The organism is Streptomyces sp. NPDC014882, assembly GCF_043081325.1.
Taxonomy (GTDB): domain Bacteria; phylum Actinomycetota; class Actinomycetes; order Streptomycetales; family Streptomycetaceae; genus Streptomyces.
The window spans coordinates 176,896-203,584 of sequence record NZ_JBIBWL010000003.1; the positions used below are offsets into that span (position 1 = coordinate 176,896).

19 protein-coding genes and 1 pseudogene are annotated in these 26,689 nt (G+C 66.8%); 16 read left to right on the forward strand and 4 right to left on the reverse strand.

Annotation, left to right across the window (positions count from 1 at the left end):
• The 6 genes from ACF09K_RS08785 to ACF09K_RS08810 are packed head-to-tail and all read left to right on the forward strand — an operon-like array spanning position 1 to position 6,373.
• Positions 1-1,110, forward strand: a complete 1,110-nt coding sequence (locus ACF09K_RS08785) for a radical SAM protein (protein ID WP_392241789.1) — start codon at positions 1-3, stop codon at positions 1,108-1,110.
• Positions 1,110-2,228, forward strand: coding sequence for a hypothetical protein (locus ACF09K_RS08790; protein WP_392241790.1), 1,119 nt, complete (start codon positions 1,110-1,112; stop codon positions 2,226-2,228). Before ACF09K_RS08785 ends, ACF09K_RS08790 begins: the two co-directional genes overlap by 1 nt.
• A 17-nt stretch (positions 2,229-2,245) precedes the next feature.
• On the forward strand, positions 2,246-3,037 hold the full coding sequence (locus ACF09K_RS08795) for a radical SAM protein (protein ID WP_073756871.1): 792 nt from the start codon (positions 2,246-2,248) through the stop codon (positions 3,035-3,037).
• Between the two features lie 17 nt (positions 3,038-3,054).
• Positions 3,055-4,770, forward strand: coding sequence for a carbamoyltransferase C-terminal domain-containing protein (locus tag ACF09K_RS08800; protein WP_073756870.1), 1,716 nt, complete (start codon positions 3,055-3,057; stop codon positions 4,768-4,770).
• Positions 4,771-4,775: 5 nt separating this feature from the next.
• Positions 4,776-5,390, forward strand: coding sequence for an HD domain-containing protein (locus ACF09K_RS08805; protein ID WP_392241791.1), 615 nt, complete (start codon positions 4,776-4,778; stop codon positions 5,388-5,390).
• Positions 5,387-6,373 carry a glycosyltransferase gene (locus tag ACF09K_RS08810; RefSeq protein ID WP_073756868.1) on the forward strand — a complete coding sequence of 329 codons (987 nt, stop codon included), beginning with the start codon at positions 5,387-5,389 and terminating at the stop codon, positions 6,371-6,373. The genes ACF09K_RS08805 and ACF09K_RS08810 overlap by 4 nt, the downstream gene beginning before the upstream one ends.
• Positions 6,374-6,380: 7 nt before the next feature.
• Here ACF09K_RS08810 and gltX read toward each other — a convergent pair whose 3' ends face one another.
• Positions 6,381-7,754 carry a glutamate--tRNA ligase gene (gltX, locus tag ACF09K_RS08815; RefSeq protein WP_289971075.1) on the reverse strand — a complete coding sequence of 458 codons (1,374 nt, stop codon included), beginning with the start codon at positions 7,752-7,754 and terminating at the stop codon, positions 6,381-6,383.
• A gap of 605 nt (positions 7,755-8,359) precedes the next feature.
• Here gltX and aspS point away from each other — a divergent pair.
• From aspS to ACF09K_RS08830, 3 genes and pseudogenes are all read left to right on the forward strand, one after another.
• A complete protein-coding gene (aspS, locus tag ACF09K_RS08820) occupies positions 8,360-9,670 on the forward strand; it encodes an aspartate--tRNA(Asn) ligase (RefSeq protein ID WP_392241792.1) in 1,311 nt (436 codons plus the stop codon).
• Positions 9,671-9,798: 128 nt separating this feature from the next.
• A pseudogene (locus ACF09K_RS08825) lies at positions 9,799-10,365 on the forward strand (nucleotidyltransferase domain-containing protein).
• 81 nt (positions 10,366-10,446) lie between these two features.
• Positions 10,447-11,304 carry a hypothetical protein gene (locus ACF09K_RS08830; protein WP_392241793.1) on the forward strand — a complete coding sequence of 286 codons (858 nt, stop codon included), beginning with the start codon at positions 10,447-10,449 and terminating at the stop codon, positions 11,302-11,304.
• A gap of 88 nt (positions 11,305-11,392) precedes the next feature.
• Here ACF09K_RS08830 and ACF09K_RS08835 read toward each other — a convergent pair whose 3' ends face one another.
• Positions 11,393-12,043, reverse strand: coding sequence for a hypothetical protein (locus tag ACF09K_RS08835; RefSeq protein ID WP_055704534.1), 651 nt, complete (start codon positions 12,041-12,043; stop codon positions 11,393-11,395).
• 494 nt (positions 12,044-12,537) lie between these two features.
• On the opposite strand from ACF09K_RS08835, the gene ACF09K_RS08840 reads away from it, so the two are divergent.
• The 4 genes from ACF09K_RS08840 (at position 12,538) to ACF09K_RS08855 (ending at position 19,857) form a co-directional block, all read left to right on the forward strand.
• Positions 12,538-14,013: an ATP-binding protein gene (locus tag ACF09K_RS08840; RefSeq protein ID WP_392241794.1), complete on the forward strand. Its 1,476-nt coding sequence runs from the start codon at positions 12,538-12,540 to the stop codon at positions 14,011-14,013.
• Positions 14,014-14,076: 63 nt separating this feature from the next.
• Entirely contained in the window at positions 14,077-16,848 is a 2,772-nt protein-coding gene (locus tag ACF09K_RS08845; protein ID WP_200422308.1) for a Z1 domain-containing protein, read from the forward strand.
• On the forward strand, positions 16,845-17,855 hold the full coding sequence (locus ACF09K_RS08850) for a PD-(D/E)XK motif protein (protein ID WP_392241795.1): 1,011 nt from the start codon (positions 16,845-16,847) through the stop codon (positions 17,853-17,855). The genes ACF09K_RS08845 and ACF09K_RS08850 overlap by 4 nt, the downstream gene beginning before the upstream one ends.
• Complete coding sequence (locus tag ACF09K_RS08855; protein WP_392241796.1) at positions 17,848-19,857, forward strand: AIPR family protein; 2,010 nt, start codon at positions 17,848-17,850, stop codon at positions 19,855-19,857. The genes ACF09K_RS08850 and ACF09K_RS08855 overlap by 8 nt, the downstream gene beginning before the upstream one ends.
• A 28-nt stretch (positions 19,858-19,885) precedes the next feature.
• On the opposite strand, the gene ACF09K_RS08860 is transcribed toward ACF09K_RS08855, so the two are convergent.
• Positions 19,886-20,074: a hypothetical protein gene (locus tag ACF09K_RS08860; protein ID WP_392241797.1), complete on the reverse strand. Its 189-nt coding sequence runs from the start codon at positions 20,072-20,074 to the stop codon at positions 19,886-19,888.
• A gap of 55 nt (positions 20,075-20,129) precedes the next feature.
• On the opposite strand from ACF09K_RS08860, the gene ACF09K_RS08865 reads away from it, so the two are divergent.
• Positions 20,130-20,627, forward strand: a complete 498-nt coding sequence (locus ACF09K_RS08865; protein ID WP_004939603.1) for a very short patch repair endonuclease — start codon at positions 20,130-20,132, stop codon at positions 20,625-20,627.
• Here ACF09K_RS08865 and dcm read toward each other — a convergent pair.
• Positions 20,566-22,533 (reverse strand): DNA (cytosine-5-)-methyltransferase, encoded by a 1,968-nt coding sequence (gene dcm / locus ACF09K_RS08870; RefSeq protein WP_392242416.1) that lies wholly within the window; start codon positions 22,531-22,533, stop codon positions 20,566-20,568. The genes ACF09K_RS08865 and dcm overlap by 62 nt on opposite strands.
• A gap of 421 nt (positions 22,534-22,954) precedes the next feature.
• Between dcm and ACF09K_RS08875 the strand changes: the two genes are divergently transcribed.
• Both ACF09K_RS08875 and ACF09K_RS08880 read left to right on the forward strand, forming a co-directional pair.
• Positions 22,955-25,195: a sensor histidine kinase gene (locus tag ACF09K_RS08875; RefSeq protein WP_055704540.1), complete on the forward strand. Its 2,241-nt coding sequence runs from the start codon at positions 22,955-22,957 to the stop codon at positions 25,193-25,195.
• Positions 25,192-26,427, forward strand: coding sequence for a hypothetical protein (locus tag ACF09K_RS08880; RefSeq protein ID WP_073756860.1), 1,236 nt, complete (start codon positions 25,192-25,194; stop codon positions 26,425-26,427). The genes ACF09K_RS08875 and ACF09K_RS08880 overlap by 4 nt, the downstream gene beginning before the upstream one ends.
• Positions 26,428-26,689: the final 262 nt, after the last annotated feature.

Genomic DNA, 26,689 nt, shown 5'->3' on the forward strand with positions numbered 1-26,689 from the left:
ATGCCCACCGCAGACCACGACGACCTGGCCGCCGCCTTCGCCGCCGCAGGCCGCAACCACCCCTACCTGGCCTTCACCCTGAACTCGCTGTGCAACCTGGACTGCGTGTTCTGCAAGCCCCGGTGCATGCCGGACTACGGGCACAAGGACCGGCCCCTGACTGCCTCCGACTACGCGGCCATCGCCACCGAGGCCGGGACCTGGAAGATCAGGAAGGCACACTGCTCCGGCGGCGAACCGACCCTCCGAGCCGACATCCTCGACGTCATCGCGGGCCTCGCCGACGGCCTCGGGCCCGACGCCGCGATCGGCATGACCAGCCACGGCAACCTGCGCCGTGGGCTGAGCGTCGAACAGCTCCACCACGCCGGCCTGACCTACCTCAACCTCAGCCTCCACAGCCTCGACCCGGCGCGGTCCGCCGCGATCATGGGCGGCGGCGACCCGCGCACCACCCGGAGCACCCTCGACGCCGCCCTCTCCCTCGGCCTGCGAGTGAAGATCAACTGCGTTCTTCAGCGCACCTACCTCGACGACGCCTTCGCCGTGGCCGAACTCGCCCGCGACCTGCCCGTCGCCGTCCGCCTGATCGAACTCCAGAACATCGGTCCCGCCCAGGCGCTGTTCGACACCGAGTTCATCACCGAGGCAGAGGTCCGCGACCGCCTCCACGAGTGGTTCGCCAACGCCGGGGAAGTCCCCCGGGACCAGCTGGGCGTCCGCAGCCCCGGGCAGTACCTCCGTCCCGACGGCTGGGCAGGGTCGATCGGCTTCATCTCCAACTCCAGCTGCGCCACCTGCTCCGACGCCAACCGAATCAAGATCACACCTACCGGAGTGGCGCGACCCTGCATCCTGCACAACCGCGACATCCCCCTGAAGCCCCACCTCGCCGACGGCACACTCGGCGACGCCTTCGCCCACCTCTTCCAGGCCATGCTCGACCGCAACACCAACGACGCCTGGCAGGGCTTCCACTACGTCGACTACGACCTGCGCTGGGACAGAATGGAGCGCCCCGAAGGCACTCCGGTCCTGCCCCTGCTCCCCGTCCTCCCAACGGAAGCGGCCGGCCCCTCCTGCGCCCGCGCCACCACCGGGGAGCGGTGATGGTCGTGGTCGACGCGCCGCCTCTGTACCAAGAGCTCGGCGCTCTGTACGAACGCGAGCTGGACGCCAACGGCATCGGGGCCGTGATGCTCACCCACAAGTGGCAACCGGCCGACCTCCTGGCACCGCACTCCGACATCGACGTACGCGTCCTCCTGCGCCAGGCCCCCGCCGACTGGGAAGAGTGGAACCACCGGCTGGCCGCTGCACACGCCGCCGCAGTCGACCGGGAAGTCTTCCATCGACGTCTCCTGGAGCACCCGCCCGGCTTCGCGTTCACCGTGACTGAAGCGGACGGGCGACTCGTCTCTGCGCCCGAACTCGCGACCTGGTCACTGATCAGCGGCAGCGCGCGGGACTTCCAGCGCTGGAAGTCCCGGGCCCAGATGGCGCCCTGGTGCGAGGTCGATGAGCGGTTCTACCGGGGAATCCTCCAGGCCCGGATGGGCGGTCGATACCAGCTGGCTGCGGACAGCACGGACAACGTGGTCGAGGACGTCGCCGCGTACCGGCGCCACTGCGTGGCGTGGCACTACCTCGCCCCGTGCTGGTTCGCTGCCGCCGCACTCGCGACACGGACGCGCTGCCCCGGAAAGACGGCGGCCCTCACCCAGTGGCGGCCGGAGGGACTGGACGGATACGCCGAGCTGTTCCTCCGGCACTCAGAGAACCGCTCCGATGCCCGACCACGGAGTCCGCGCCACCTGCTCCGCGCGGCCCATGTAGCCCTGGAGGCGGCCATGCGCCGCGTTCCTGACGGGGACCGCCCAGACGGCCAGGGACATGAGCACGCTCGTACTGACTGGGTGATGACGGTCGGCATGCTCCGTGTACGCGTCGCCCGCTGGCTGTACTACCTCGATCCGCCGCCCGGCGTGGCGACCGAGTACCTGATCCGGCGGGAGGCGAAGGAACTCCGCTCCGCCGCCCAGACCTTGACCGCGCTGGCGGCAGAAAAGACCACACCGGCCCAGCAGCTGGCCGCCCGAATGGCGGCGTTGATCCCGACCGGACCGACCACCGCCGACACGCTGCGCGTGACCCTCGCGCGCTGGCACCAGCAGAAGACCACCGTCCAGGACTTCCTCAGCTTCACACCCGACGACGTCCACCTCTGACCCAAGGAGTCTCGCCAATGACCGCGCGTGCGCCGGTGCCCCGCACCCTCAAAACGGCGAAGGTCAAGATCACCACGAAGTGCAACCGGCACTGCGACTTCTGTATCTTCGCCGACGGCGCCCAGGGCGAGAACATGTCCCTGGAGCTGTTCTCCACCGTCCTGACCCGGCTGGAGACCATCCCCTTCCAGCAATTGCACATCAACGGCGGCGAACCCACCGTGCACCGGGACTTCCCGGCGCTCAGCGACGCCGCCCGCACGCGGCTGCCGGACAAGGTCATGGTCCTGGGCACGAACGCCATCACCCTGGCCCGCAACCAGCCGATCATGGACGCGACGCTCCGCTCCTACGACCAGATACTCATCGGTTGCGACGACGAACACGGGAACTACGACGAGGTGCATGCCGTCGTGCCCCGCCTCCGCGAAGCCGGCAAGACCGTGGTCGTCAACAGCGTCCTGGAAGGCATCAGTTCCACGCGGCTCACGCAGCTCGGGACGCTGTGCGAGAAGTACGGCGCCATCCATGTCACCAACCACGTGCACCACGTCGACGTCGGCCAGCCCGCGAACGTGCTGCGCGGCCTCTGCGACCGCTACCTCGACCAGCACCTGATGATCGAGATGGACGGGTCCTGCTACCGCTGCTTCAACGCCATGGCGAAGGACGACAGCGAGTTCAGCATCTGGGACGAGGACTTCGCGGCCAAGGTGTTCGCGCCCCGGAGGCACCACTTCCGGTTCTGCCTGCGCTGCCACGAGTACACCGACTCCGGCGCCGCACTCGTCCCCGCCCTCACCGTCTGATCGGGAGGTACACCACCATGCCCGCAGTCCTCGGACTGAACTTCCACCACGACACGGCCGCCGCGTTAGTCGTCGACGGCCGCATCTACGCGGCTGAAGAGGAGCGCTGGAGCGGCGTCAAGCACAACCACCCCACCCGCAAGGGCACACTCACCACCCCTACCCGCGCACTCCAGTGGTGCCTGGAGGCCGCCGGCATCGAACCGAAGGACGTGGACGCCGTCTGGGCGGCCTCCATGCGTCCCAACCCCGCGGCCGGCTGGTGGCTGGCCGAGGAGCGGGAGGAACTCGCCGCCCTCCTGCCCGCCCCGCTCGGCGAAAACCTCCGCCTCCTCTCCCACCACACGGCCCACGTGCTCTCCGGCTACCTGCTCTCCGGGCACGAGCACGCCGCGGGCCTCGTCATCGACGCCGGCGGCTCCTCCCTGGGATCCGACTTCGGCCCTGGCCGGGAGCGCATCACGGGGTACGACCTGTGGCCTGATCGCATCGACCGCCTCCACCAGGGCATGCCGGCCGTCGTGCCGGGCCCGGTCGGGCCTCGGCGCGTCCACTCCTCCCTCGGGCACTTCTACCGGAACCTCGCCCTGAGGGTGATCCCACCCGGCGACGAGCCCGAGGGCAGCATGATGGCGCTCGCCGCTTTCGGCGATCCCCAGCGCTACGGCGCACACGTCCGCGAACTGGTCCGGCTCGGAGACGAGGGCGAGGTCCGCATCGATCATCCGTGGGGTGCGGCGGACAGCAGCACACCGCTGCTGCTCGATGGCCGGGCCTGGACCGCCGACAACGTCGCGGAACAGCCGGAACACAAGCGTGCCGACCTGGCCGCCGCCGTCCAGGAGGTCTTCGCCGAATCGGTCGTCCACATCGCCCGCCACCTGCAACGACTCACTCGGGCCTCAACGTTGGTGTTCTCCGGCGGATGCGCCCTGAACTCCCACCTCAACGGCCAGCTGGCCGCCGACAGCGGCTTCGACACCCTCTTCGTCGCACCGGCCCCGCACGACGCCGGCACAGCCGTTGGCGCCGCGCTCTACGGCTGGCACTACCAGCTCGGGCAGGTGCGCCTGCCGGTGCCGACCGACGCGGCCTGGGGCCCGAACCCGGACGCGCTGCCAACGACAACGGTGCCGCCCGGCTATCACGCCTTGCCCCACCTCGGGCTCGGACTGCCGGCCACAGTGGCGGCACTGCTCGCCGAGCACCGCATCGTCGGCTGGGTGCAGGGGCAGCTTGAATTCGGGCCGCGTGCCCTCGGCCATCGCTCGATCCTCGCCCACCCCGGTCACGCCGCCACGAGGGACCGACTCAACGCGATCAAGAAGCGAGCCGCGTACCGCCCGTTCGCGCCGGCCGTCCTCGCCGAGCACGCCACGGAATGGTTCATGTCGGCGGGCGACCCGTTCATGAACCGTGTCGCCACCGTCCGACGGTGCCGAGCCGACCGAGTCGCGGCGGTCACCCACCACGACGGCACCGCCCGCGTCCAATCCGTCGCCGCCGACCACCAGGGCCTGCGCGATCTCCTTGAGCAGTTCCGCGACCTCACCGGACTGCCGCTGCTGCTGAACACATCCTTCAACCGCAAAGGCGCCCCGATCCTGCGGACCGCTGAGCAAGCCGTGGCGGCGACGGTGGAGCTGCGCCTCGACGCCCTCGCCGTCGGGGACACCCTGCTGCTCGCCGACCACGTCCCCGATCCCCGTGCCGCGTCCGCTGGTACGAGGTGAGGCGGATGGACCCCATCGATCTCGACCACGTCCTGACCGTGCTCGGTGCCGCCGCGTGGAGCCCGGACGAGCAGTCTCGCGCCCGCGTGGCCGCCGGCCTCGCTCTCACGGTCTACGACGGCTACACCCGAGACCAGGGCACCCCATACCTGGAGCACCCGCTGGCCGTCGTCAGGCTCTTGCGAACGGAGATCGGCGTCCGGCGCCCCGAGCCCCTCCTCCTCGCCCTCCTGCACGACGCCTTGGAGGTAGCCCCCGAGTCGGAAGCACTGCTCGTCCACCACCTCGGCGGCCCGTTCACCGCCCGCCTGCGTGACATGACGGCCGACCACCGCCTCGAACAGCGCCGCAAGTCCGTCGGCGACGAGACCCGCTGGCGCGCCAAGCAAGCCGCGCTCCCGCCCGAGGACCTCCTCGTCCGGCTCGCCGACCGCCTGCACAACCTGCGCGACCTCGCCGCGTCCCCGAACCTCGACCGACGCCGACGGTTCCTCCAGACCCTGGGCGATTTCCACCTCCCCCTCGCCGACGCCGCCCGTGACCTCGGCCCCCATCTGGAGACCATGCACGCGCGCCTGCACGCCGAGTACGTCCACCACATACAGGAGGTACGTCCGTGAAACGGGTCGTCTACTCGATGGAGCCGGTCGGCCGGACCGGCGGCCGGGTCTACCTGCGGATGCTCCATGAGGTGACGGCCGACGACGTGGAATGGCGCACCGTCCCGGACCACAAGCGGACCTACCGGGTCCGCCGCTGGCGCAAGCTCCGCCACCTCGCCCGCCTGGCACCCTCCATACGGGCACTGCACGGCACCACCGGCACCTTCGTGTGGGACGACCTGAGCCTGCTGCTGTTCACGCCCGAGATGCGCGCCCGCACGGTGTTCCTCCTGCACCACTACGAGCCGCTCCAACATGACTCCGCCCCCATCGAGGCCATGCTCTGGGAGCGGCTGTTCCGCGTTCTGCCGCAGTGCGCCGCCGTCGTGTGCGTCGCCCCGTACTGGGCCGACCAGCTTCGCGCCCGAGGCGTCCGCAATGTACGGGTGATCTACAACGCCTTCGACATGGCCGAAGTAGAGCAGGCACGCGGTTACGACCGGGCCGAGTGCCGCGCCGAGTTCGGCCTACAACCCGACGTGATCGGCGTCTACGCGGGCAAGGCCGTGCACTGGAAGGGGACCGAGGAGGTCTCCGCAGCACTGGCCGGCGTTCCCGGACTGCGGGTGATCACCAGCGGCAGCAACACCATCGGCCTCGACAGCGCGCACTACGACGTCGAACGCGAGCGGTACCTGCGTCTGCTGCGCGCATGTGACGTCGGTGTCTTCCTCCCGCGCATGCGGGAGGGCTGGAGCCGTTGCGCCGCCGAGGCTTTACTCCTCGGCCTGCCCTGCCTCATCCGTCCGGTGGCCGGCCTGGGCGACCTCGCCGCACTGGCTGGCCAGCCGGCCCCGGACCTCCGCCGTCTCCCGGCACAGGTCCGGGAGCGTGCGGCGGCACGCCACACCGAGGCCAAGGCGGGGCACGAGGCCCTGGCCCGGTTCGACCTGAACTACTTCGGCGACGCCTGGGGCAACCTCCTGACGCAGGTCGCCTGACCAGCGGCTAAGCCTGCGCGACCAGCTTCTTGCTGGCAGCTTCCAGACGGGCCAGCACGCGGTCCCGGCCGAGCAGCTCCATGGACTCGAACAGCGGGAGTCCGATCGTCCGGCCGGTGACCGCGACCCGGATGGGCGCCTGGGCCTTGCCCAGCTTCAGCCCGTGCTTCTCCCCGACGGCGAGCAGGACGGCCTTCAGGTCGTCCGCCTTCCAGTCCGCGACGTCGGCCAACTCGGCGCGGGCGTCCGACAGGATGTCGCCGGCGCCCGCCTTCATCGCCTTGTTCCACGACGCCTCGTCCTCGACCGGCTCGTCGAGGAACAGGAAGTCCACATAGCTGGTGATCTCGGAAAGCAGCGCCAGCCGGGTCTGGGCCAGGGAAGCCGCCGCCTCGAAGACGTCCTTGTCGAACGCCTCCGGCCGCCACGGCGCGTACGGGGCGACGAGCCACGGCGCGCAGGCGGCGGCGAACTGCTCCGGTGAAAGGGCGCGGATGTACTCGCCGTTGAACGCCGTCAGCTTCTTCACGTCGAAGAAGGCCGGCGCGGTGTTGACGTCCTCGATCCGGAAGAGCTGCTCCAGCTCCTCGTACGGCCTGATCTCCCGGTCGTCACCCGGACCCCAGCCGAGAAGCATGAGGTAGTTCACCATCGCCTCGGGCAGGAAGCCCTCGGCGAGGTAGTCCTCCAGCGCCACCTTGTCCCGGCGCTTCGACAGCTTCTGCCGCTTCTCGTTCACGATCACCGGCAGATGCGCCCACACGGGCGGCTTGGCACCGAGCGCCTCCCACAGCAGCTGCTGCTTCGGCGTGTTCGACAGGTGCTCCTCACCACGGATGACCTGCGTGATTCCCTCGTCCAGGTCATCCACGACGTTAGCGATGAGAAAAACCGGGGATCCGTCGCCGCGAGCGATCACGAAGTCCTCGATCGCGCTGTTCGGGAACGCCGGCTCCCCGCGGACCAGGTCGACCACGACGGTCTCCCCCTCGTCCGGCGTCCGAAACCGCAGCGCCCGCCCCTCCTCGAAGGCCAGCCCCCGGTCCCGGCAGAACCCGTCGTACCCGAGGTGCTCCGACCCCGTGCGCTCCTTCAGCTGCTCCCGGGTGCAGTCGCAGTAGTACGCCCGGCCGGCCGCGAAGAGCTGCTGAGCCGCTTCCCGGTGCCGCTCGGCGTTGTGCGACTGGAAGTACGGCCCTTCGAAAGCCGCATCCTCGCCATGGATGCCGATCGCCGCGAGCGCGCTGATGATGCCCTCGGTCCACTCCGGCTTGTTCCGGGCCGCGTCGGTGTCCTCGATCCGCAGCACGAACCTGCCGCCGGACTGTCGCGCCACCGCCCAGTTGTAGAGAGCGGACCGTGCGCCACCGACATGGAACATGCCGGTCGGGGACGGGGCGAAACGAACGCGAACCGGGGCAGTAGACATGCGCTCCAGGGTACCGACGCCGGACCTACGCCCCGGACCACTCGCCCTACCTCCGCACCGACGTTTTTCGGCCGACCCCGTACTTCCCTCGCCCGTCCCCTTCCCCCGCAGGTGCGTACCCCTACGTCGGCTGACCGCTCGCCACGGCTCCAGCCGACCTCGACCGCAGCCACTCCACGCTCCACGCTCGCATAGATGTGCGACGTCGCACCGGATACAAAGCCCCGCGACGCTGCCCTCGCATTCTCGATTGCGGACGCGATCGTGGCGTTCGTATTCTTCCGGGCAACGCGTTGACGGAGACGAGTAGCCAGGGACCACGCGAGCAGAGAGAGCCGCCGGCAGCTGGGAAGGCGGTCTCGCGCCCCGAGGCGAAGACCCTCCCGAGCGCGGGGAGGAACGGCCCCTCTTATGGCCCAATGCCCCGCCGGCCGGCCCCCGTCACCGGGCCAGAACGAGGCCGCCACCTGGTGGCGGTGAAAGTGCGGTGGTACCGCGAGTTGCCCTTCTCGCCCGCACTCCCAAGGGATCATGACGATGTCCTTCGGAGGACCGCAATGATCCAAAGCCGCGTACACGTCTCCGACCTGCGAGAACACGTCGGCCGTACCGTCACCGTCTTCGGCTGGGTGAACACCCTGCGCCTGCAGAGCAAGATGCAATTCGTCGTCGTACGCGACGGAACCGGCATGGTGCAGGTGACCCACAAGCGTGACGACGGGCCGCTGGAGGCCCGGCTCCAAGCCCTCACTCCCGAATCCGCCGTCAAGATCACCGGACGGGTCACGGACGCCGCCCAGGTCAAGCTAGGCGGCCTGGAGATCGTTCCGGAGGCCGTCGAGGTCCTGAACCCGGCCGCCACCCCGCTGCCGATCGACGAGCAGACGGGCATCGAGCACCGGCTGGACTGGCGCTTCCTGGACGTGCGCCGCCGTCCCGCCGCCCAGCTGATGTTCGCCGTGCAGACCACCCTGGAACAGGGGCTGCGCGAGTACGCCTACGCGCAGGGCGCCACGGAGATGCACACCCCCAAGCTCATGGGCACCGCCTCGGAATCCGGAGCGGAGGTCTTCGAGCTCGGCTACTTCGGCCGCAGCGCCTACCTGGCCCAGTCGCCGCAGTTCTACAAGCAGATGGCGATCTCGGCCGGCATCGAGAAGGTCTTCGAGATCGGCCCCGTCTTTCGTGCCGAGCCGTCGTTCACCTCCCGGCACGCCACCGAGTTCACCGGCGTCGACGTCGAGCTCGCCTGGATCGACGGCGTCGATGACGTCATGGCGTTCGAGGAGCGGATGCTCACCCACGCCATCGCCAAAGTCGCCGACACCCACGGCGAGGCCGTCCGCGAGCGGTTCTGTGTGGAGATCACGGTCCCCACGACGCCCTTCCCCCGCATCACCATGGCCGAGGCGCACGAGATCCTGCGCAAGGGCGGCTGGCACCCGGAGGGGATCAAGGAGGACCTGGACCCGGAGGGTGAGCGGAGTATCAGCGCCCACATCCGGCAGGCCACCGGCCACGAGTTCGTGTTCGTCACGCACTATCCGGTGGGTATCCGGCCCTTCTACCACATGCGGCCGGCCGACGACCCCAGCGTGACCCTGAGCTTCGACCTGCTCTGGAAGGGGCTGGAGATCACCACCGGCGCCCAGCGCGAGCACCGCTACGACGTGTTGCTGAAGCAGGCTGCCGAGAAGGGCATGAGCCCGGAGCCGATGCAGGACTACCTGAACGCGTTCCGGTACGGGTGCCCGCCGCACGGCGGTCTGGGCATTGGCCTCGGACGCGTACTGATGGTCATGCTCGGCCTGGAGTCGATCCGCGAGGCCACCTTCCTCTTCCGCGGACCGAACCGGCTCACCCCATAGCCGACCACTGCATTCTGCCTACCTGTGATGTCCCCCTCTACCAGAGCCTCGTTCGCTGAAAGCATGGACGGATGAGTGTTCACGAACTGGGGCCTTGGGTGCCGACGCGCCCGGAGGACCTGGCCGCGATGTTCGCCGAAGCCGACTTCCCGTGGTGGATCGCCGGCGGGTACGCGATCGAACTCGCCGTCGGTCGCGAGCTACGCCCGCACGGCGATCTCGACGTCCTGGTCCTCCGCCGCGACCAAGCGCTTGCGCGAGAGATGCTGAGCGACTGGGACATGCACGTGGCGGACCCGCCTGGCGCGGGGCGCCTTCGTCCCTGGCGTCCGGGCGAGATGCTTGAAGTGCCCCTCCACGACATCTGGTGCAGACGCACACGTAAGGCGCCCTGATCAGTGCAACTCATGCTGGACGAGGCCGAGGGCGCCCAGTGGGTCTCGCGGCGCAACCCAGGGGTCCGACTTCCGCTCGCGCGATTGGGGCGGAGGAGTCCGACCGGCATCCCTTACCTTGCGCCCGAGGTGCAGCTCTTCTACAAGACGAAGGCCACACGGGACAAGGACGAGACTGACTTCGAAGCGGTATTGCCGCTCCTGGACGAGTCGCAACGCGTCTGGCTAGCGGATTCGATCGCGGTGACCGCCCCGGACCATGCCTGGCGGAAACGTCTCTTGTCCGCAGACCGAACCTGAGAGGCCAGCCGTCTTCGCCGTGTCGCACGCCGATACCTCGACTGCCTGAGCCGGGCTCGCTCCGCTGCTACGGTCGCCGATATGGCGCTCTCAAGTCCCGCTACGCAGCCAGTTGATCTACGGGTGGAGCCGGTCGACGAGGTTCTTGATCGGGTTGAGCGATGTCTCCAGGTGTCCCTACTCCCGGATTCGGTGATCCGCAAGCGTCGGACCGTCGGGGCCCGGACAGACCGTGATACGTGGATCCGGGTGGAGCGGCGCGCACACGCCCAGATCCCAGAACAGGGGTGGAACGGCACAGAGTGTGCCGCACGTCTCGAAGGCGTCGCCCAGCCCGAATGGCACGGATGTATGGTCTGGCGAGCGGGAGACGGCTCGGCGATGTGGCGGGCAGACGAGACCGAGCTCCTGCCGAGCCCTCCTGTCGGCACCGCTGTGCTGAGCCAGGCTCCGAAGCTTCCGAACGAGTGGTGGAATGCGTTGAACGCCACATTGGACGCGCTGGCGTCGCAGCCCACGAGGCGGATCGCCACGCCGGACACCGCCGCCATCACCCAGGAGCTCGTCACTGCGTCCATCCGCAGTGTTTTCCCCGAGGACTTCGACACGACCGTCGAGCGGTGGGTGCCAGCCCACGCCGACCTGAACTGGGCCAATATCACCGCACCGGTGTTCAGCCTCTTCGACTGGGAGGACTGGGGCAGCGCGCCGCTGGGGCTGGACAGCGCGACATTGTGGGCGAGTTCCCTTGTGATCCCAGCTTTGGCTGATCGCGTGTGGCGGGAGCGCCGGCGCGACTTCGAGACTCGGGACGGCAAGCTGATGACGCTGTTCGTTTGCTCAAGGCTTCTTGGTCCGTACGCGCACCCTGAGGATCCCCGGCTGCGGCCAGCAGGACGCATGGCCGAGGAGGTCATCAAGCAGCTCCAGGCCGGGTGATCGCGAGAGGTAGCTCTGCACGCCGAAGCCGGGGCATGTTCGACGGATGCTGCTCAAGATCGAAAACCGCCGATCCGGCAACAGCTACCTACCTGCGAGGGGACTGCCGCTCCACCTGCCCCAGTATGCGGCTGGCCAAGTCCATGAAGTTCGTGATCGACGGCGCTTCCACGATCAACAACCGTCCGTGGCTACTGCCGTCGTCGAAACCGCATCCTGTGTCGCGGACCAACGGTGTCAGCCAGTGGACGGTCGGGCGCTCCGCTGCGAAGTAGACAACCGGCCGCGGAGACCATGAGTGATCGGACAGGTGACTCCGGCAGCTTGCTGCAGTGAAGCAGCCAATGGATGTAAGGGCATACGAGAGGCCCGCCACGCCGAGTTCAAGGGAGCCGAGAAGTGGTTCGGCGGTATAGCCGTCCCCGACGAGTTCGACGATCTCACTCTCGGGATGCTCGGCGACAAAGCCTGCTGGCAGGCTGTCCGGGTCGTTTGACTCCAACGCGTTGGCGATTGCCTCGAAGTCAACGTGGGTCAGCGCGGCACGGTCGACCAGGTTGGAGAGGTGTCGCTCCTCCTTGACCATGGCGACGGCTTCCTCGTGGCTCACATCGCCGATGTCCCACACTCCCCGAAAGAACCCGTATCCCTCTTCATCGATCTCGTCCTCAGGTGGCAGACCTAACGCCACATTGGCAGGAAAGCTGGGGTCAACCTCTATGTCCACGACCGGAATCACGGGCGGCTCCAAGTAGTTGTCAGCGACCTTCTACCCCACCGTAACCCTGCCCTTGGCCCATTCACATCAGTCGCTTGCACGCCTGGTTGCGCTGACGATTGCCATCGCCGCTCTCGTCTCGTTCCGGTCTGGCCCCATGGCACAGGTATCCGGCGGGCCGCCGAGGCGCGGGTCTAGAACACAGCCCGAACGCGCTCTGTACTTCCGAGCGATGGCCGGGTCGCGGGAGTAGCTGAAGCGGACGCGCAGCCAGCCTCGGGGCGCCTGCGCCATGTCGCTCCGAAGCTGCAGCACAACGACTGCTCCTGGCTGCGGACATACGGAGGTCCTGTTCCTCCGTGCCAGTACCATTAGCGGTGGGTGGGGGGAGCCCTGCGTGACCGGCCTGGCAGGCGTGTTCCAGTCGCGGTCTCTGTCCGCCTGGTGCCTCTGGCTCTCCGGGACAGCTGTGCACCGACCGAGGGTCCCGGGGAGAAGTGGGACTGGGACCACACATGACGTACGACATCGCAGCTCCCGAGCCCGCCGGGATGGTCGCCTCGCTGAGCTCGCTGGGCTACTCGTTGCCGGCAGCGATTGCCGATCTCGTCGACAACAGCATCTCCGCGAAGGCACAGAACATCGACGTCGAGTTCGCCTGGGCCGGAAGCGACTCCTGGATCGCGGTCGTGGACGATGGCGACGGCATGAGCCAGGAGGAACTCGTCACGGCCATGACCGTGGCGGCGCGAGGACCGGCAACGCCTCGCTCGCCCACTGATCTGGGGCGGTTCGGGGTCGGTCTGAAGTCCGCGTCGTTCTCGCAGGCGAGACAGCTCACCGTGGCGACAGCCTGCGACGGCCAGTGGCACACGCGCACGTGGGACCTCGACGTGGTCGAGAAGTACGGCGAGTGGCGGTTGCTCCACGGGGCCGACGACGACACCGCCGCCATTCTCCAGAGAGTCCGGCCTTGCGGCGGCCATGGCACGGTGGTGCTGTGGCGTCGGCTCAACGGCTATCACACCGTCGCTGTCACCGAGGACGACGAGCGTACCCAGAAGCAGTTCTACGCCGAGGCGACACGCACCGAGGCGCATCTCGGCATGGTCTTCGCACGGTTCCTCGTGGGAACCCGGCGACGCGCTCTAAGGGTTTCAGGAACCGCCGTACAGCCCTGGGACCCCTTCATGACTGCTCATCCCTCGGTCCAGCGGCTGCCTGCCGAGGAACTTCCCCTGGGTAACGGATCGGTGAGGGTCGAAGCGTTCGTCCTCCCGAGCGCCCACCGCCTGACTCCTGATGAGTTCAGCCATGCGGCAGGACCGCAGGGATGGCTTGATCAGCAGGGCTTCTACGTGTACCGGCGCAACCGTCTGATTCTTGCGGGGGACTGGTTGGGGCAGCGCGGGATGCGTCGCGAGGAGAAGTACAACCTCGCTCGCATATCTGTCGACATCCCGGCTGAGTCAGACGCCGAGTGGGGAGTAGACGTGCGAAAGTCCAGCGTCGTCCCGCCTGTCAGCCTACGACCCCACCTTCATCGCATCGCACGTCAGGCCCGCACGAGGGCCGCAGAGGTGCTGCGACACCGCGGCCAAGTCGCCGCACGTACACACGGCGATCCCCTGGTGTACGTCTGGAACGTACGTCGTGCGGACGGCCAGCTCACCTGCCGGATCAACCGCAGTCATCCGCTGGTCCAGGCCACGCTGAGGCAGGGAGGCGCGAACCCGGCTGACGTCCGTGCTCTGATCCGTCTCCTGGAGGAGACGGTACCCGTCGCCACACTCCGTGTGATGCACGAGACCGACACCAGCGACGATCCCGATCCCTTCGGCGGGGCGGGTCCCGCTGACGAGACTGCGACCGAGGTCGCACAGCGCATCTACGAGTCCCTTGTCTCAGGTGGCCGTTCGCCTGCTGCAGCGCGCGAACGGCTGCGCACCATGTCTCCCTTCGACCAGCTACAGGGGTTCTGGAGTACCTGAGCCTGTTGTCGGTGGCCCCCCATACTCTGCTCCATACCGTCTCAGACCAGTTGGAGGTTCCCCGTGAGCTCCACCCCCGACGAACCCCTCGCAAAGGCGAAGCGGTTGGTACGCAGCTTCCTGCCACAGGACCGGCAGCCCAGCCCGGACGAGGTGCAGATCGCGGTCAACGCGATCTTCGGCATGCTGGCCGCACAGGGGGAAACTCTGGACCGGGACCAGCTGGCCAAGGAGATCGAGGCCATGATCACGGTGTTCCAGGAGCGTTCCCTGGGACTCGTTGACCCCAAGGGGCACGAGCCCTGGCTCCCTGAGGCGAAGAACAACCGTTCCTGGGATTTCTGGGAGCGATACCGCTGGTTCCTCGAGGATGTCGAGGACCTGCCGCTTTCGGTCGTGCGACGGCTGGACCAGACCTCGGACGAGGTCTTGAGTCAACTGGAGGATCCGCGGCGGCCTGGCCCCTGGCGCCGCAAGGGGCTCGTGATCGGCCAGGTGCAGTCAGGCAAGACCGGACAGTACATCGGACTCGCTTCCAAGGCGGTTGACGCGGGCTACAAGCTCGTCGTTGTTCTCGCCGGCATCCACAACGACCTCCGGAGCCAGACGCAACTGCGCATAGACGAGGGCCTGCTGGGCTTCGACACCCAGCACCAGATGCGCTCCAACGAGAACGGGGACTCCCGCACCATCGGTGCTGGACTCATGCCGCTGCAGGGCAAGAAGCTCGACATCGCGTCTCCGACGAACAGCTCCGAGAAGGGAGACTTCGGACGCCAGGCCGCAGCCACGATCAACTTCCCGCTCGGCAGCTTTCCTGTAGTGCTCGTCGTCAAGAAGCACTGGAAGATTCTCGAGTACCTGCGCAGGTGGGTGACCGACGTGCAGGGCACCGAGGGCGAGAACGGCCGCAAGATCGTGCGCGACGTTCCGCTCCTGGTCATCGACGACGAGGCCGACAACGCGTCGATCAACACGGTCCGCGATCCTGACGACGACCCCACCAGGACAAACAGGGCGATCCGAGACCTCATCAACAGTTTCGACAGGGCGGCGTACGTCGGGTACACGGCCACTCCGTTCGCCAACATCTACATCGACCCCGACGCAGACCACGACGAGGTGGGCGGGGATCTCTTCCCGGAGAGCTTCATCCGCAGCCTCCCCTCGCCCTCGAACTATCTCGGCCCGGAGCGCGTGTTTGGACTCCAGGTGGATGACGAGGATGAGGAGGACGTGGATCCGTTGCCGCTGGTGCGTCACGTGAACGACTCCGACAGCTGGTTGCCGAGCCGGCACAAGGCCGGCGACAGGCCCCGTGGGGATCTCCCTCGGTCTCTACGTGAGGCCGTTGCGTCGTTCGTGCTCTCGTGCGCGGCTCGCCGGGCCAGGGGCCAGGTAAGGGTGCACAACTCCATGTTGGTGCACGTGACCCGGTTCACGGCTGTGCAGAGCCTTGTCCGCGAACAGGTGGAGGACCACCTGCACTTCCTTGTGGACTCGCTCCGTGACCGGTACGGGAAAGGGCCGAAGCTTCTTGCGGAGTTCCAGGAACTCTGGGAGCGCGACTTCGTTCCCACCACCGCGCACTTCCCGGCTGACGAGGCTGAACCTCTGACCTGGGAGCAGGTGTCGACGGAGCTTCTGGACGCGATCAGGAAGATCCAGGTCAAGGCGGTGAACGGCACTTCCCGGGACGCTCTCGACTACTACGACAACCGCAAGGACGGCCTCTCTGTCATCGCCATCGGCGGCCAGAAGCTGTCCCGGGGCCTCACGCTTTCAGGGCTCACGGTCAGTTACTACCTGCGCTGGGCCAACACGTACGACACGCTGCTCCAGATGGGCAGGTGGTTCGGGTACCGACCCGGGTACGAGGACCTGTGCAGGCTGTACACCACGCCTGCCGTCGAGGACGCCTACGTGGAGGTCACGGCTGCGACCGACGAACTACGCCGCGAGGTCGAGGAGATGGCCACGCTCGGTCTTACACCCCGGCAGTTCGGTCTGAAGGTCCGCTCGTCGTCGCTGGGGCTCATGGTCACTGCGGCGAACAAGATGAGGCAGAGTGAGAGGATCCTGCTCAGTTACTCCGGCGAGGGGCCGGAGACGGTGATCTTCAACCTTGCCGACCGAGCTGTGAAGCGTAACTTCAAGTCGCTCGAGGACCTGGTGCGGCACCTCGACGGCATCACGGAACCCGAAACGGCGGTCAGCGGCGGCACGGTGATGTGGCGGGGGGTACCGCCGGAAGTGGTCTCCGAGTTCGTGGCCTCCTACGAGACCGACCGCATGGCCCAGAGGGTCCGTCCCCGACTCATCGCAAAGTACATCGAACAGTGTGCCAAGGTGGGTGAGCTGGGCAACTGGACCGTCTGCCTGGTAGGCAAGTCGGCGGCCACTCACGTGGACGTCGCCGGGCATTCGGTCGGACCAGTTACGCGTGCCCCGCTCAACCCGGAGTTCAGAGCAGAGGGGCGGTACACGATCCGTCGTGTCCTCAGCCCGCGCGACGAGGGCCTCGACCTCGACGAAGCACAGCTTGAAGCGGCACGGGCGGCCGCTGGGAAGGCAGCGAAGCAGAAGGAGAAGACCTCGGTCCCGAAGCACCCGTCGGGTCCGTACCTCCGTCGTCAGCGACGTCCCGACCAAGCCCTGCTACTCATCTATCCCATTGAAGTACCGGGATCCGAGGACGACTCCCCGGAGCTGCCGCTGGTGGGCTTCCAGGTGAGCTTTCCCTACTCCCGTAACCAGTCGAAGACCGAGTACGTGGCGAACAGCATCTACCTGCAGGAGGACATCTACGCCCTCGACGAGGAGGACGAGGCGTGACGATCACCGAGGAGGACTGGCACGAGCTTGAGCGCCCTCACGACTCGCCAGGACGCTCCAGCCGTCGGTTGCATCCGGACTCCCCGCTGGACGTGTTCCTCTCCGTCGCCCATCCGGGGGGACAGCGCATGCTGGTACTCAGGGCCGACGCCCGCTCGGCAGACCACATCGTGCGTTCGGTTGGGCGACTGCCCCAGGCGGCCGGCATCGAGATGCAGCTGAGTGCGGTGTCCCGTCTCGAGTACGAGCTCCAGTTGGTCCTTACGGCGAACGACCTCCGAGAAGTGTTCAACCCACTCGTGACCGACGTTGCCGACACCGCGCGTTCAGCGCCGGCCGCTGCCGACGCTCTGACAGCCGCCGTGAGCAGGTTCGAGCGCTGGCAGGATCTCCTGCGCACGGTTGGCACGGACGGGCTGGGAGCGGAGGCGCGGAGGGGGCTCTACGGGGAACTTCTGGTGCTTGGTGACCACCTCCTGAGCACGCTGTCCGAGACCGAGGCTGTGGAGTCCTGGACGGGACCGACAGGCGCCAACCAGGACTTCCAGCTCCCTGGAGTCGCGATCGAGGTCAAGGCCAGTGCCGCGAAGCACCCCCGCAGCGTCCGCATAGCGAGTGAGCGACAGCTGGACGACACCGGTGTCCCGCACCTGCTGCTGTGCATGATGGTGCTCGACGAACGACGGGGTGGGTCCGGCGAGAGCCTGAACCGTCGTGTGGAGCGCGTCCGGGGGCACCTTGCCAGCGCTGCTGCCAGGGCCCGATTCGACGGCCTGCTTATCCAGGCAGGTTACCTGCCCGCACATCACGATTTCTATGACGAACCTCGATACACCGTTCGTGACCTACGCTTCTGGCACGTTCGGGATGGCTTTCCCAGGCTTGTCGAGTCGGACCTTCCCGAGGGCGTCAGCGACTGCACCTACCACGTGACCGTCTCGGGGTTGGACAGCTATCTGGCGTCAGTCGACGATGTGAGCATGTTGATCGGGGGAGCCCATGAGTGAGCAGGACCTGGCCGAGTACTCCCGGAGCCTCGTCGCTGACGTTCAGGCGACCGCGGACGCCGAGGGAACGACAACTCCGGAGGCGTTCACACACAGGGTCCTGTTCGACCTGGAGAAGGCCGGCGTCGTCTCCAACACCTTCAGCGCGTACCACAAGGCCCACGGTCACGAGGTCCATGCGTACGGCATCGGAGAGGCGGGTGAGTCCTTGGACCTCTTCCTCACCGATTTCCACCTGGCCCCGCTGGAGACGAAACTCACCAAGGCCCAGACCGAAACCTCGTTCAAACGGCTGTTGGCCTTCGCACGTCGTTGCCAGGAGGGCCTGCAGCAACATATTGACGAGTCCTTCGACGTGTACGACATGTGCGAGGCGGTCGAGAAGGCCCTGACCGAGGTGCAGAGGATCAGGCTCTTCCTACTCAGCAACCGCGTCGCCACGACCGTGGAGGTCCCACCCACCCACTTCGACGGCCTCCCGGTCGTCCACGAGGTGTGGGACCTGGCGCGGCTGCACCGTCACGAGACGTCGGGATCGCTCAGCGAGCCCATCGTGGTTCCCTTCACGCCTCCGCTGCCCTGCGTTTCCGCTCCGAGTTCGGAGCGGGACCATTCCGTCGTGCTCGCTGTGATACCCGGAGAGTTGCTGGCGGAGCTGTACGCGGAGCACGGGACACGGCTTCTCGAACTCAATGTGCGTTCGTTCCTGCAGGCCCGTGGTTCCGTGAACCGAGGCATCCGGGAGACCCTGTTGCACGCGCCCGGCCGCTTCCTGGCCTACAACAACGGGATCACGGCAACTGCCTCCCAGGTCGACTTCGTGACAGGCCCGGACGGAGAGCCGACCCACATCTCCCGCGTACACGGCCTCCAGATCGTCAACGGCGGGCAGACCACGGCGTCACTCCACTATGCCCGGTCACGGGACAAGGCCGACTTGTCCCAGGTCCGGGTCCAGATGAAGTTGACGGAGGTCTCGCCTGAGCGTCTCACCGAGATTGTTCCCAAGATCTCGGAGTACTCGAACACGCAGAACCGGGTGACCCAGGTCGACTTCAGCTCGAACCACGAGTATCACGTGGCGATCCAGCGGATCACCCGTTCCCTCTGGGCTCCCGCTGCCGACGGCAGTGGTCAGGAGACCCACTGGTTCTACGAGCGGGCACGCGGCCAGTACACGGACGAGCTCGCCAAAGCCCGTACGCCTGCCCGACAACGCCAGTTCAAGAGGATCAATCCGACGAAGAAGAGGTTCACCAAGGCCGATCTGGCGAAGTTCGTCCACTCGTGGATCCAGCTGCCCCACCTGGTGAGTCGGGGTGCACAGAAGAACTTTGTCGAGTTCATGCTGCGTATCGACGAGGCGCCACCACGTGTCGACATCCAGTACTGCCAGCGGGTGATCGCAATGGCGATCCTGTTCAAGGCCGTGGACCAGGTTGCCACCGGCCATGGAGCGGGCAGTCACAAGAGCCTTGTGACGACGTACACGATGGCGAGGCTGTCCCTGGCCACCAAGCAGCGGATCGACCTTGACCGGATCTGGCGTGAGCAGGGGATCTCCGCCGCCCTGGAAGCCGCGGTGGACGATCTGTGCCCCCGCGTCATGGAGGCGGTGACGAACCCGCTGGAGGGCAACCACGTGGGCGAGTGGGCCAAGAAGGTGGGGTGTTGGGACGCCGTTTCACGAGTGCGCTGGGCGGTCCCCGATGCCCTGGCGGCCGAACTCCTGGACCTGCCCCTAGACGAAGCAGCACTGGCCGGCGGCAGCCCGGACGCCGAGGGGGCGGTCGAGGAACTCCTGGTTGTGCCAACCGGCGAGTGGTACGCGCTGGAGCGGTGGGCCAAGGAGACGCACAACCTCGAACCCTGGCAGAGGCAGCTGGCCCAGTCCGTCGGGAGACGGATGGAGAACGGCCAAGAGGTGCCCGAGACACAAGCACTCCAGGCCCTTCACGCGCGTAGCGAGGCTCTGCGCCTGGGGTTCACTCCTGCTCAGTGATGGGATCACGCAGGTCCTGAGTCCTCGGTCAGAGCATGCCCTCCTCGACCAGGTCCCTGACAGCGTCCTCGGCCCGCCTCAGGACAATCCGTCCGTCACCGTCACTGAAGGCGACGAGATCGGAGCCCGGTGCGATGCCGGCCTCAGCCAGCAGGCCGAGCGGCAGCTCGACCCGACCCTGATCATCGACATGGAGTTCGGCTGGTTCCCGGAGCATGGGAAGAGTGTGGCACCCTCCGAGTCGAGGACGTCTACAGACTGGGAATGTGGTCATGAGTGGAGGAGGGCTGACGCCGGACCGTGGGTGGGTCGCCACTCCGGAGGGTGAGCACCTTCGCGGCCGGCGCGTGAGGGACACCAGGCCGGAGGTGGCCCTCAGGAAGGCGGTGCACCGGCTGGGCCTCAGGTTCCGCCTTCACCAGAGGGTGGCTCCCAGGTGCACGGCCGACTTCGTGCTTCCCAGATACCACGTGGCCGTCTTTGTTGACGGCTGCTTCTGGCACGGCTGCCCGAAGCACGGCCCCAAGGTGTTCCGCGGACCGAACGCCGAGCGTTGGACGGACAAGATCGAGACCAACAGGGCCCGAGACAGACGCAACACGGAAGCAGCGGAGGCCGCCGGATGGACCGTGCTCCGGGTCTGGGAGTGCGAGGTCAAGGCCAGTCCAGCGGCGGCAGCACTCATGGTTGCCGAGCGGTGTCCGGCTCCTACTCGCGTGACTGGGCAGGAACAGGCTGCCGACCGTGCGTCCCACTCAGAGCATCCGTGACCAGGTCACCCGCAGCACTTTCCCTGCCCGCGCAGTAGCTACTGAGAGGACACTGGTCACAGAGAGGATTCTTCGCGTTGCACAGGGTGCTTCCGATGAGTCGTAGCGCAGCCATGCGCAGGGGGGCCTTTTCTCCTGCACCGACGAGCTTCACCAAGTTCACCCGGCCGTCACTGAGCCGGTTGGTGCGGTCAGAGTCGCTGTCGTGCAGCCGGGCAGCGACGCGCAGCGCACTCTGTCCCACCCACAGAAGGTCGTCATCGATCAGCAGCCGGTAGAGCGCGCCCTCGGCTGGTTTCATCCCCAGGCGCTTGGGCAGCTCCTTCTGCTTCTCCTCGTCCTCGGACCAGACACTTGACTTGCCGGCCACGGCGGTCAGCCTGTCGAGGCGCGCCCGAACGGCTGCCGTGGGGGCTGATTCAAGGAGAGTGCGCAGAGCGGACTTGGTCAGAGTCGCGTGCTCCCGGATCGTCTCGAGCATCTCGTGCATCTGACCAGGCTGCACCCGGGTTCCCGCCAACACCGCCACGACCGCCGCGTGCACTGACGACAGCTTGGGCAACTGGTACCAGTTCTCCCCGTTGCGCTGCCGTTCCGCCCAGGCAGTCAGGTCCTCGCGGGCCGTGCGCCAGCGGGGCTGGAGTCCGCCTTCCCCGGCCTGGCACCCCTCGACAGGCAACAGCACTTCCGCGGCGGCCTTGCCCAGGAGGGGTGGCACCGCGTTGCCGATCTGCCGGAAGGCGTCACTACGCGTCCCAGCGAACCTGAACCGGTCCGGGAAGGTCTGTACCCGTGCCGCCTCCCGAACGGTCAGGGTGCGGTTCTGGTCCGGATGGATGTACCAGTAGCCGTCCTTGGCGATGTGGGCGGTGATCGACCTGCTCAGGTCGTCCCAGTCAAGCTTCTTGTACTTGTCGGTGAAGTGCTCGGCGCTGTACCGCTGGAGCTCCGGGTCGATGTCCGAGTACAGGGTGTCGGAGTCCATGCTGTCGAAGATCACCCAGTCGTCCGGCCTGACCCTCCGGGTCATGTGGTCGAAGACGACCTCACGCTTCGCGCGCTTGCGCATCTCCCTGGCAAAGTCGGACAGATCTTCGGAGGGGGTGCCGTAGGCCATCTCACGCTCGCCGACACGCTCCGTGGGCACCACGGTGAGGGGAGGGAGGTCACCAATGGCGTGGCGCAGGGTGGTGCGTTCGTCCTCGGCGACCTCCTGCTGCCACTCGAACCTCTCGATGTCGTTCCTGGCCAGAAGGATGAGCCGCTTCCGGTGCTGGGGTACTCCGTAGCGCCATGCGTCGACAAGGCGTACCTGGGTTGCGTAGCCGAGCTCCTCGAGCTGCTGCTCGATCACGCGGACCACGAAGAAGTCGTCGCCGAGGCCCATGTCCGGGACGTTCTCCATGAGGACGGCGCGCGGCCTGATCCTCTTTATGACGTCCAGGTACGCGCTCCACAGCTCTTTACGGAGGTCGTGAGGGTCGCGGCCATGGTGCTCTACGAGGTGGCGGATCTTGCTCCGCCCAGCCCTGCTGAACGGCTGGCACGGCGGGCCCCCCGCCACCAGATCGATCTTCCCCTTCGCCGGCTCCAGCAGCTCCTCGAGCCTGTCACGCTCGGCTGGGTTCCCCAGGTCCATGTGCAGACTCATGCCGGGGAAGTTGGCCGCATGGGTCTCAAGGGCACGCTCGTCGAAGTCGACAGCGGCTGCAGTGGTCCAGCCAGCTCGCTGAAGCCCAAGACTCAGACCGCCTGCTCCGGAGAAGAGGTCCACGGCGAGGCGACGCCCCTTGCCGTACCCTTCGAGCCACTTTGCGAACCGCTCGGGCCTGCAGCTGTGCCGGTGCCGCGGGAGCTTGAGATAGTCGCTCCGTTCCAGGGGTACGCCATAGTGCGACTCCTGCACAGCACGCACCTCCACACCAGCGAGAACAACGAGCACCAGGAGATCACAGACGCGCTGGTGGAGGCAAGGATTCCATCACGCTGACCTCCGGAAATCCCGTGAGACCGATGCTGCGCTCTGCCGGGTACCGGCGCGAGTCCGCGCGGCCCCCCAGTCCTCGGCTTCGAACCGACGTTCTGGTGCGTTACCAGAGGCAATCGTAGAGGACAGCAGTGACAGCGTCGCTCCCGGGGCCCGGATTGGCCGGACAAGCTGGTCAACGATCCGGCGGGGCTGAAGACACGTTCGAGTCGGCCTGAACCTGTGCACGGTTTCGGCCACTTACGAGAGCCGCCCACCTAGCTCGCTGATGGGTAGTTAGTAGAATCTTGCCCGCCACACACTGCAGAACATGGCTGACAGTTGATGAGCGGGGGCATGGGTGGACTCCGAGAACGCGAAGGCGTATCTCCGACCGCGGGCCAGGCTCATGAGCACGCTCGGCGAAGAACTGATCAGCAACGAACGCGTCGCCCTCACCGAGCTGGTGAAGAACGCCTACGACGCGGACGCCAGCCTCGTCCTGATCCGCTTCAACCCTCCCCTCGAAGAGGGTGAGGGCTCGATCGAGGTCTGGGACAACGGGCACGGCATGTCGCCGGCCACAGTGCGCGGCACGTGGATGGAGATCGCCACCCCGCACAGGCACCGGAACCCACGCAGTGAGTCAGGTGGGCGTCGCGTGCTGGGCGCCAAGGGCATCGGCCGGTTCGCCTCGGCTCGACTTGGCCATACCGCCACAATCACGACTCGGCGGGTCGATGAGCAGGAGGTCACCCTTCGCATCGACTGGGGGGACTTCACGGATGGTGACGCGTACCTGGATGAGGTTCCGGTCTCCCTGTCCACGACCACTCCGAGCGTCTTCGTAGACGGAGGCATAGCAGCGCAGACCTTTTCCGAGGTCCTCCGGGAATTTCAGTCAGCGCCTGCTACAGCCGTCGGCACGGCGCATGGCACCGTGGTCCGACTCGAGAGGCTTCGCACGGCTTGGGGCACGAACGAGATCGAGGCCCTCAAGCGTTCCCTGTCCAGGCTCCTCCCCCCGCCGCCTCCCGCCGAGCTCTCTGTGCCGGACCAGCCTGAGTTCTCGATCTACATCGACACTCCGGAGGGGCCGCTCCGCCACCACAGCGGGTTCGTTTCTGCGAGTGAGACACTGGCCCATCCCCGCTATCGCCTCGTCGGCGCCGTGGATGCCGACGGGGACGCGAGCCTGGCCATTTACGCCGGCGACGAAGAACCGGTGGAGGTCGTCCAGGACAACCTCCGGAAGGACTCGAAGAGGCCCTCATGTGGCCCTCTGAAACTGGACTTCCGAGTCTGGGACCTTGAGTCGTCGGCCATCAAGCCGCTCCTGGCACTCGACACCAGCGCGAGGAACACCAACGACGTACGGGAACTCATCCGGAACAACAGCGGTGTGGCCCTGTACCGGGACGGGTTCCGTGTGCAGCCGTTCGGGGAACCCGGGTTCGACTGGCTTGGTTTCGACCAGCGACGCATCAACAACCCGACGCTGCGTCTCTCCAACCGGCAAGTGGCGGGATTCGTCTACATCTCGGCCGATGACAACCCCGGCCTCCTGGACCGCTCGCACCGCGAAGGACTGATCGACACCCCTGAGTACGAGGAACTGAAGGCAGTCATACTCCAGGCGATTGCCAGGTTGGAGACGCAACGCTACCGGCTGCGTCGGGAACCCACTGCTCCGACGGAAGCCCCGCTCCTTGCCGGGCCGTCCGAAGGCAGGGGCCACGGGCTCTTCCAGAACTTCAACCTGGACCCGCTGCGACAGGTGGCTGCCGAGCGGCACCCAGAGGACATCATCCTCAGTCGCGCCATCGAGGATGCCACGGAGACGATCAACGAAGGCGTACGCAAGGTACAGGAGGTCATCGCCCAGTTCTCCCGCCTCGCGACGCTGGGCACCCTGGTCGACGTCGTCCTCCACGACGGACGTACCGCCCTTTCCCGCATCGGCGTGGGCCTTCGTCGTCTCGGCAAGATCACCACAAAGGTCGAGACACACGATGTGGAGTTGTCAGCTGCGCTGGACAAGCTGCGGACGGACTTCACCGCACAAGAAAGGGCTCTCGACCGGCTCTTCACTCGCATCGAGCCCCTCAGCGGACGGAAGCGTGGACGGCCCCGCCGGCTCTCTCTACACCAGAGCATTTCTGAAGCCGTTGACGTGCTGGAGTCGGAGATCACCAAGCACGGTGTAGATGTACAGATCAGCGGGGAGGACGTGATCGTCACCGCCGAGCCGGGTGACATCAGGACCCTTGTGGTCAACCTCGTGAGCAACGCCGTGTACTGGCTCTCCACAATGCCCAAGGGCACTCCCCGCGAGATCCTGATCGAGACGGAGCGCAATCACGAGGGCGAACTGGACGTGGTCGACATCACGGTCAGCGACAACGGCCCTGGGGTGCGCGAGAAGATCAAGGACCTGATCTTCGATACCTACTTCAGTGAAAAGCCGGATGGCGTCGGCCTCGGTCTCAGCATCGCAGGCAGCGTCGTGAAGGACTTCTACGACGGCGAATTGGGGCTGGTGAGCCCCGGCACCCTCTCGGGTGCGAGTTTCCGGGCACGACTGCGAAGGAGAGTTGGGTGACGTCGACCGACGTTGCGTATCGGGTGCTCATAGTCGATGACGACGCCCAGATGATCGCGGACCTTCGCGAAGTGCTGGCCGAGGAGCTCACAGACCTCGGGGAGATCCACTTCGAGTCCGAGCAGGACTTCTCCGCAGCCGAGCAGCGGTTGATTGACGAGGACTTCGACCTGGTCATCCTCGACGTCCGCGACGCCGCCGATGGCATACCCTCCGCTGCCGTCGAAGGACGCGGACACGAACTGTACGACGCCATCGCCGGCGCTCGGTGGCTGCCCGTGGTCTTCTTCACAGCTGTCCCCCAGCAGGTGCGTGACCTGGAGAAGCCTCCCCTCATCCGTGTGGTGACCAAGAACGCCTGGGACGAGGTCGCTCCCGCAGTCCGGGACGGGTTGCTCTCGGGAGTGTCGGAGTTGAGACGCCGTATCTCCGATCTCGTCGAACGCAAGGTCCGCGTTTTCCTCCGTGACGTCGTGGCCCCGCACTGGCACGAGATGGCGGGCGCTGATCCCCACGAGATCACCCCGATCATCGTCAACCGCCTCGCGGCCGAGCTCCGGGAGAACGGCCCCAGCGAACTGGGATACGCCGGGGACGGCGAGGCGGTCGCTACTGCTGGTCAACCCTCCGCTGCTCGGGTCTACTTGAAGCCGTTCGTGACCCATCACCTCACCGCCACGGACCTCGTGGTCAGCCCCGAGGGCGATTGGTGGATCGTCCTCACCCCTGCTTGCGACCTGTATGAGGACCACCCGGACGCCAACGTGGCGAGACCTCGTAAGGCCAAGGCACAGTACGTTCGCCTGGCCAAGGCTGACCGCATCTTCACCGAGGACGGCGAGGAGTCGGAGTCGCCAGCGATCGCCACATGGCTGGCCAGCTCGAAGAGCAACAGCCACAAGGACCAGGCCAAACAGGTCTTCGGGGACAAGCAGAACCGGTACCGCGCTCTTCCTGGCTACCTCGACATCCCCGACCTCTTGGTCGACTTCGAGAACGTGGTATCGGTCCCGCTCGCCGAGGCACGAACCTGGCGACGTGTCGCAACCCTCGACAGCCCGTTCTCGGAGGCGATGCTCATCGCCTACAGCCGCTCGGTGGGGCGTATCGGAACCCCGGACCTCAGCTTCGAGGACGTGAAAGTGCGGTTGGAACTCGAGAAGCCGAAGGCCAGGCACGTGCCGACGCAGGCTTCAACGTCATCAGCGAACGGCGAGATTGTGAAGGACTGAGCTTCCAGGCATTCGGACAGCGTGCGCGATCATCAGCGGAGGGTACGCCGGGCTCGGAAGCCTTGGCCCTCGTTGTGGTCGACACAGGGATGCCTTGGCATAGACGTACACGCAGCCGGTGGGCACCACGCCCGGGGAGCCATCTGGGAGCCGACCCGCTCCCCGAACCCCTTCCAGGCCCCGCGACACCAACCGAGCCCACCCATCTGACCTGCGGAAACGCCATCGGGGCTGGCAGGATCACCAACCGAACCTCATTCGG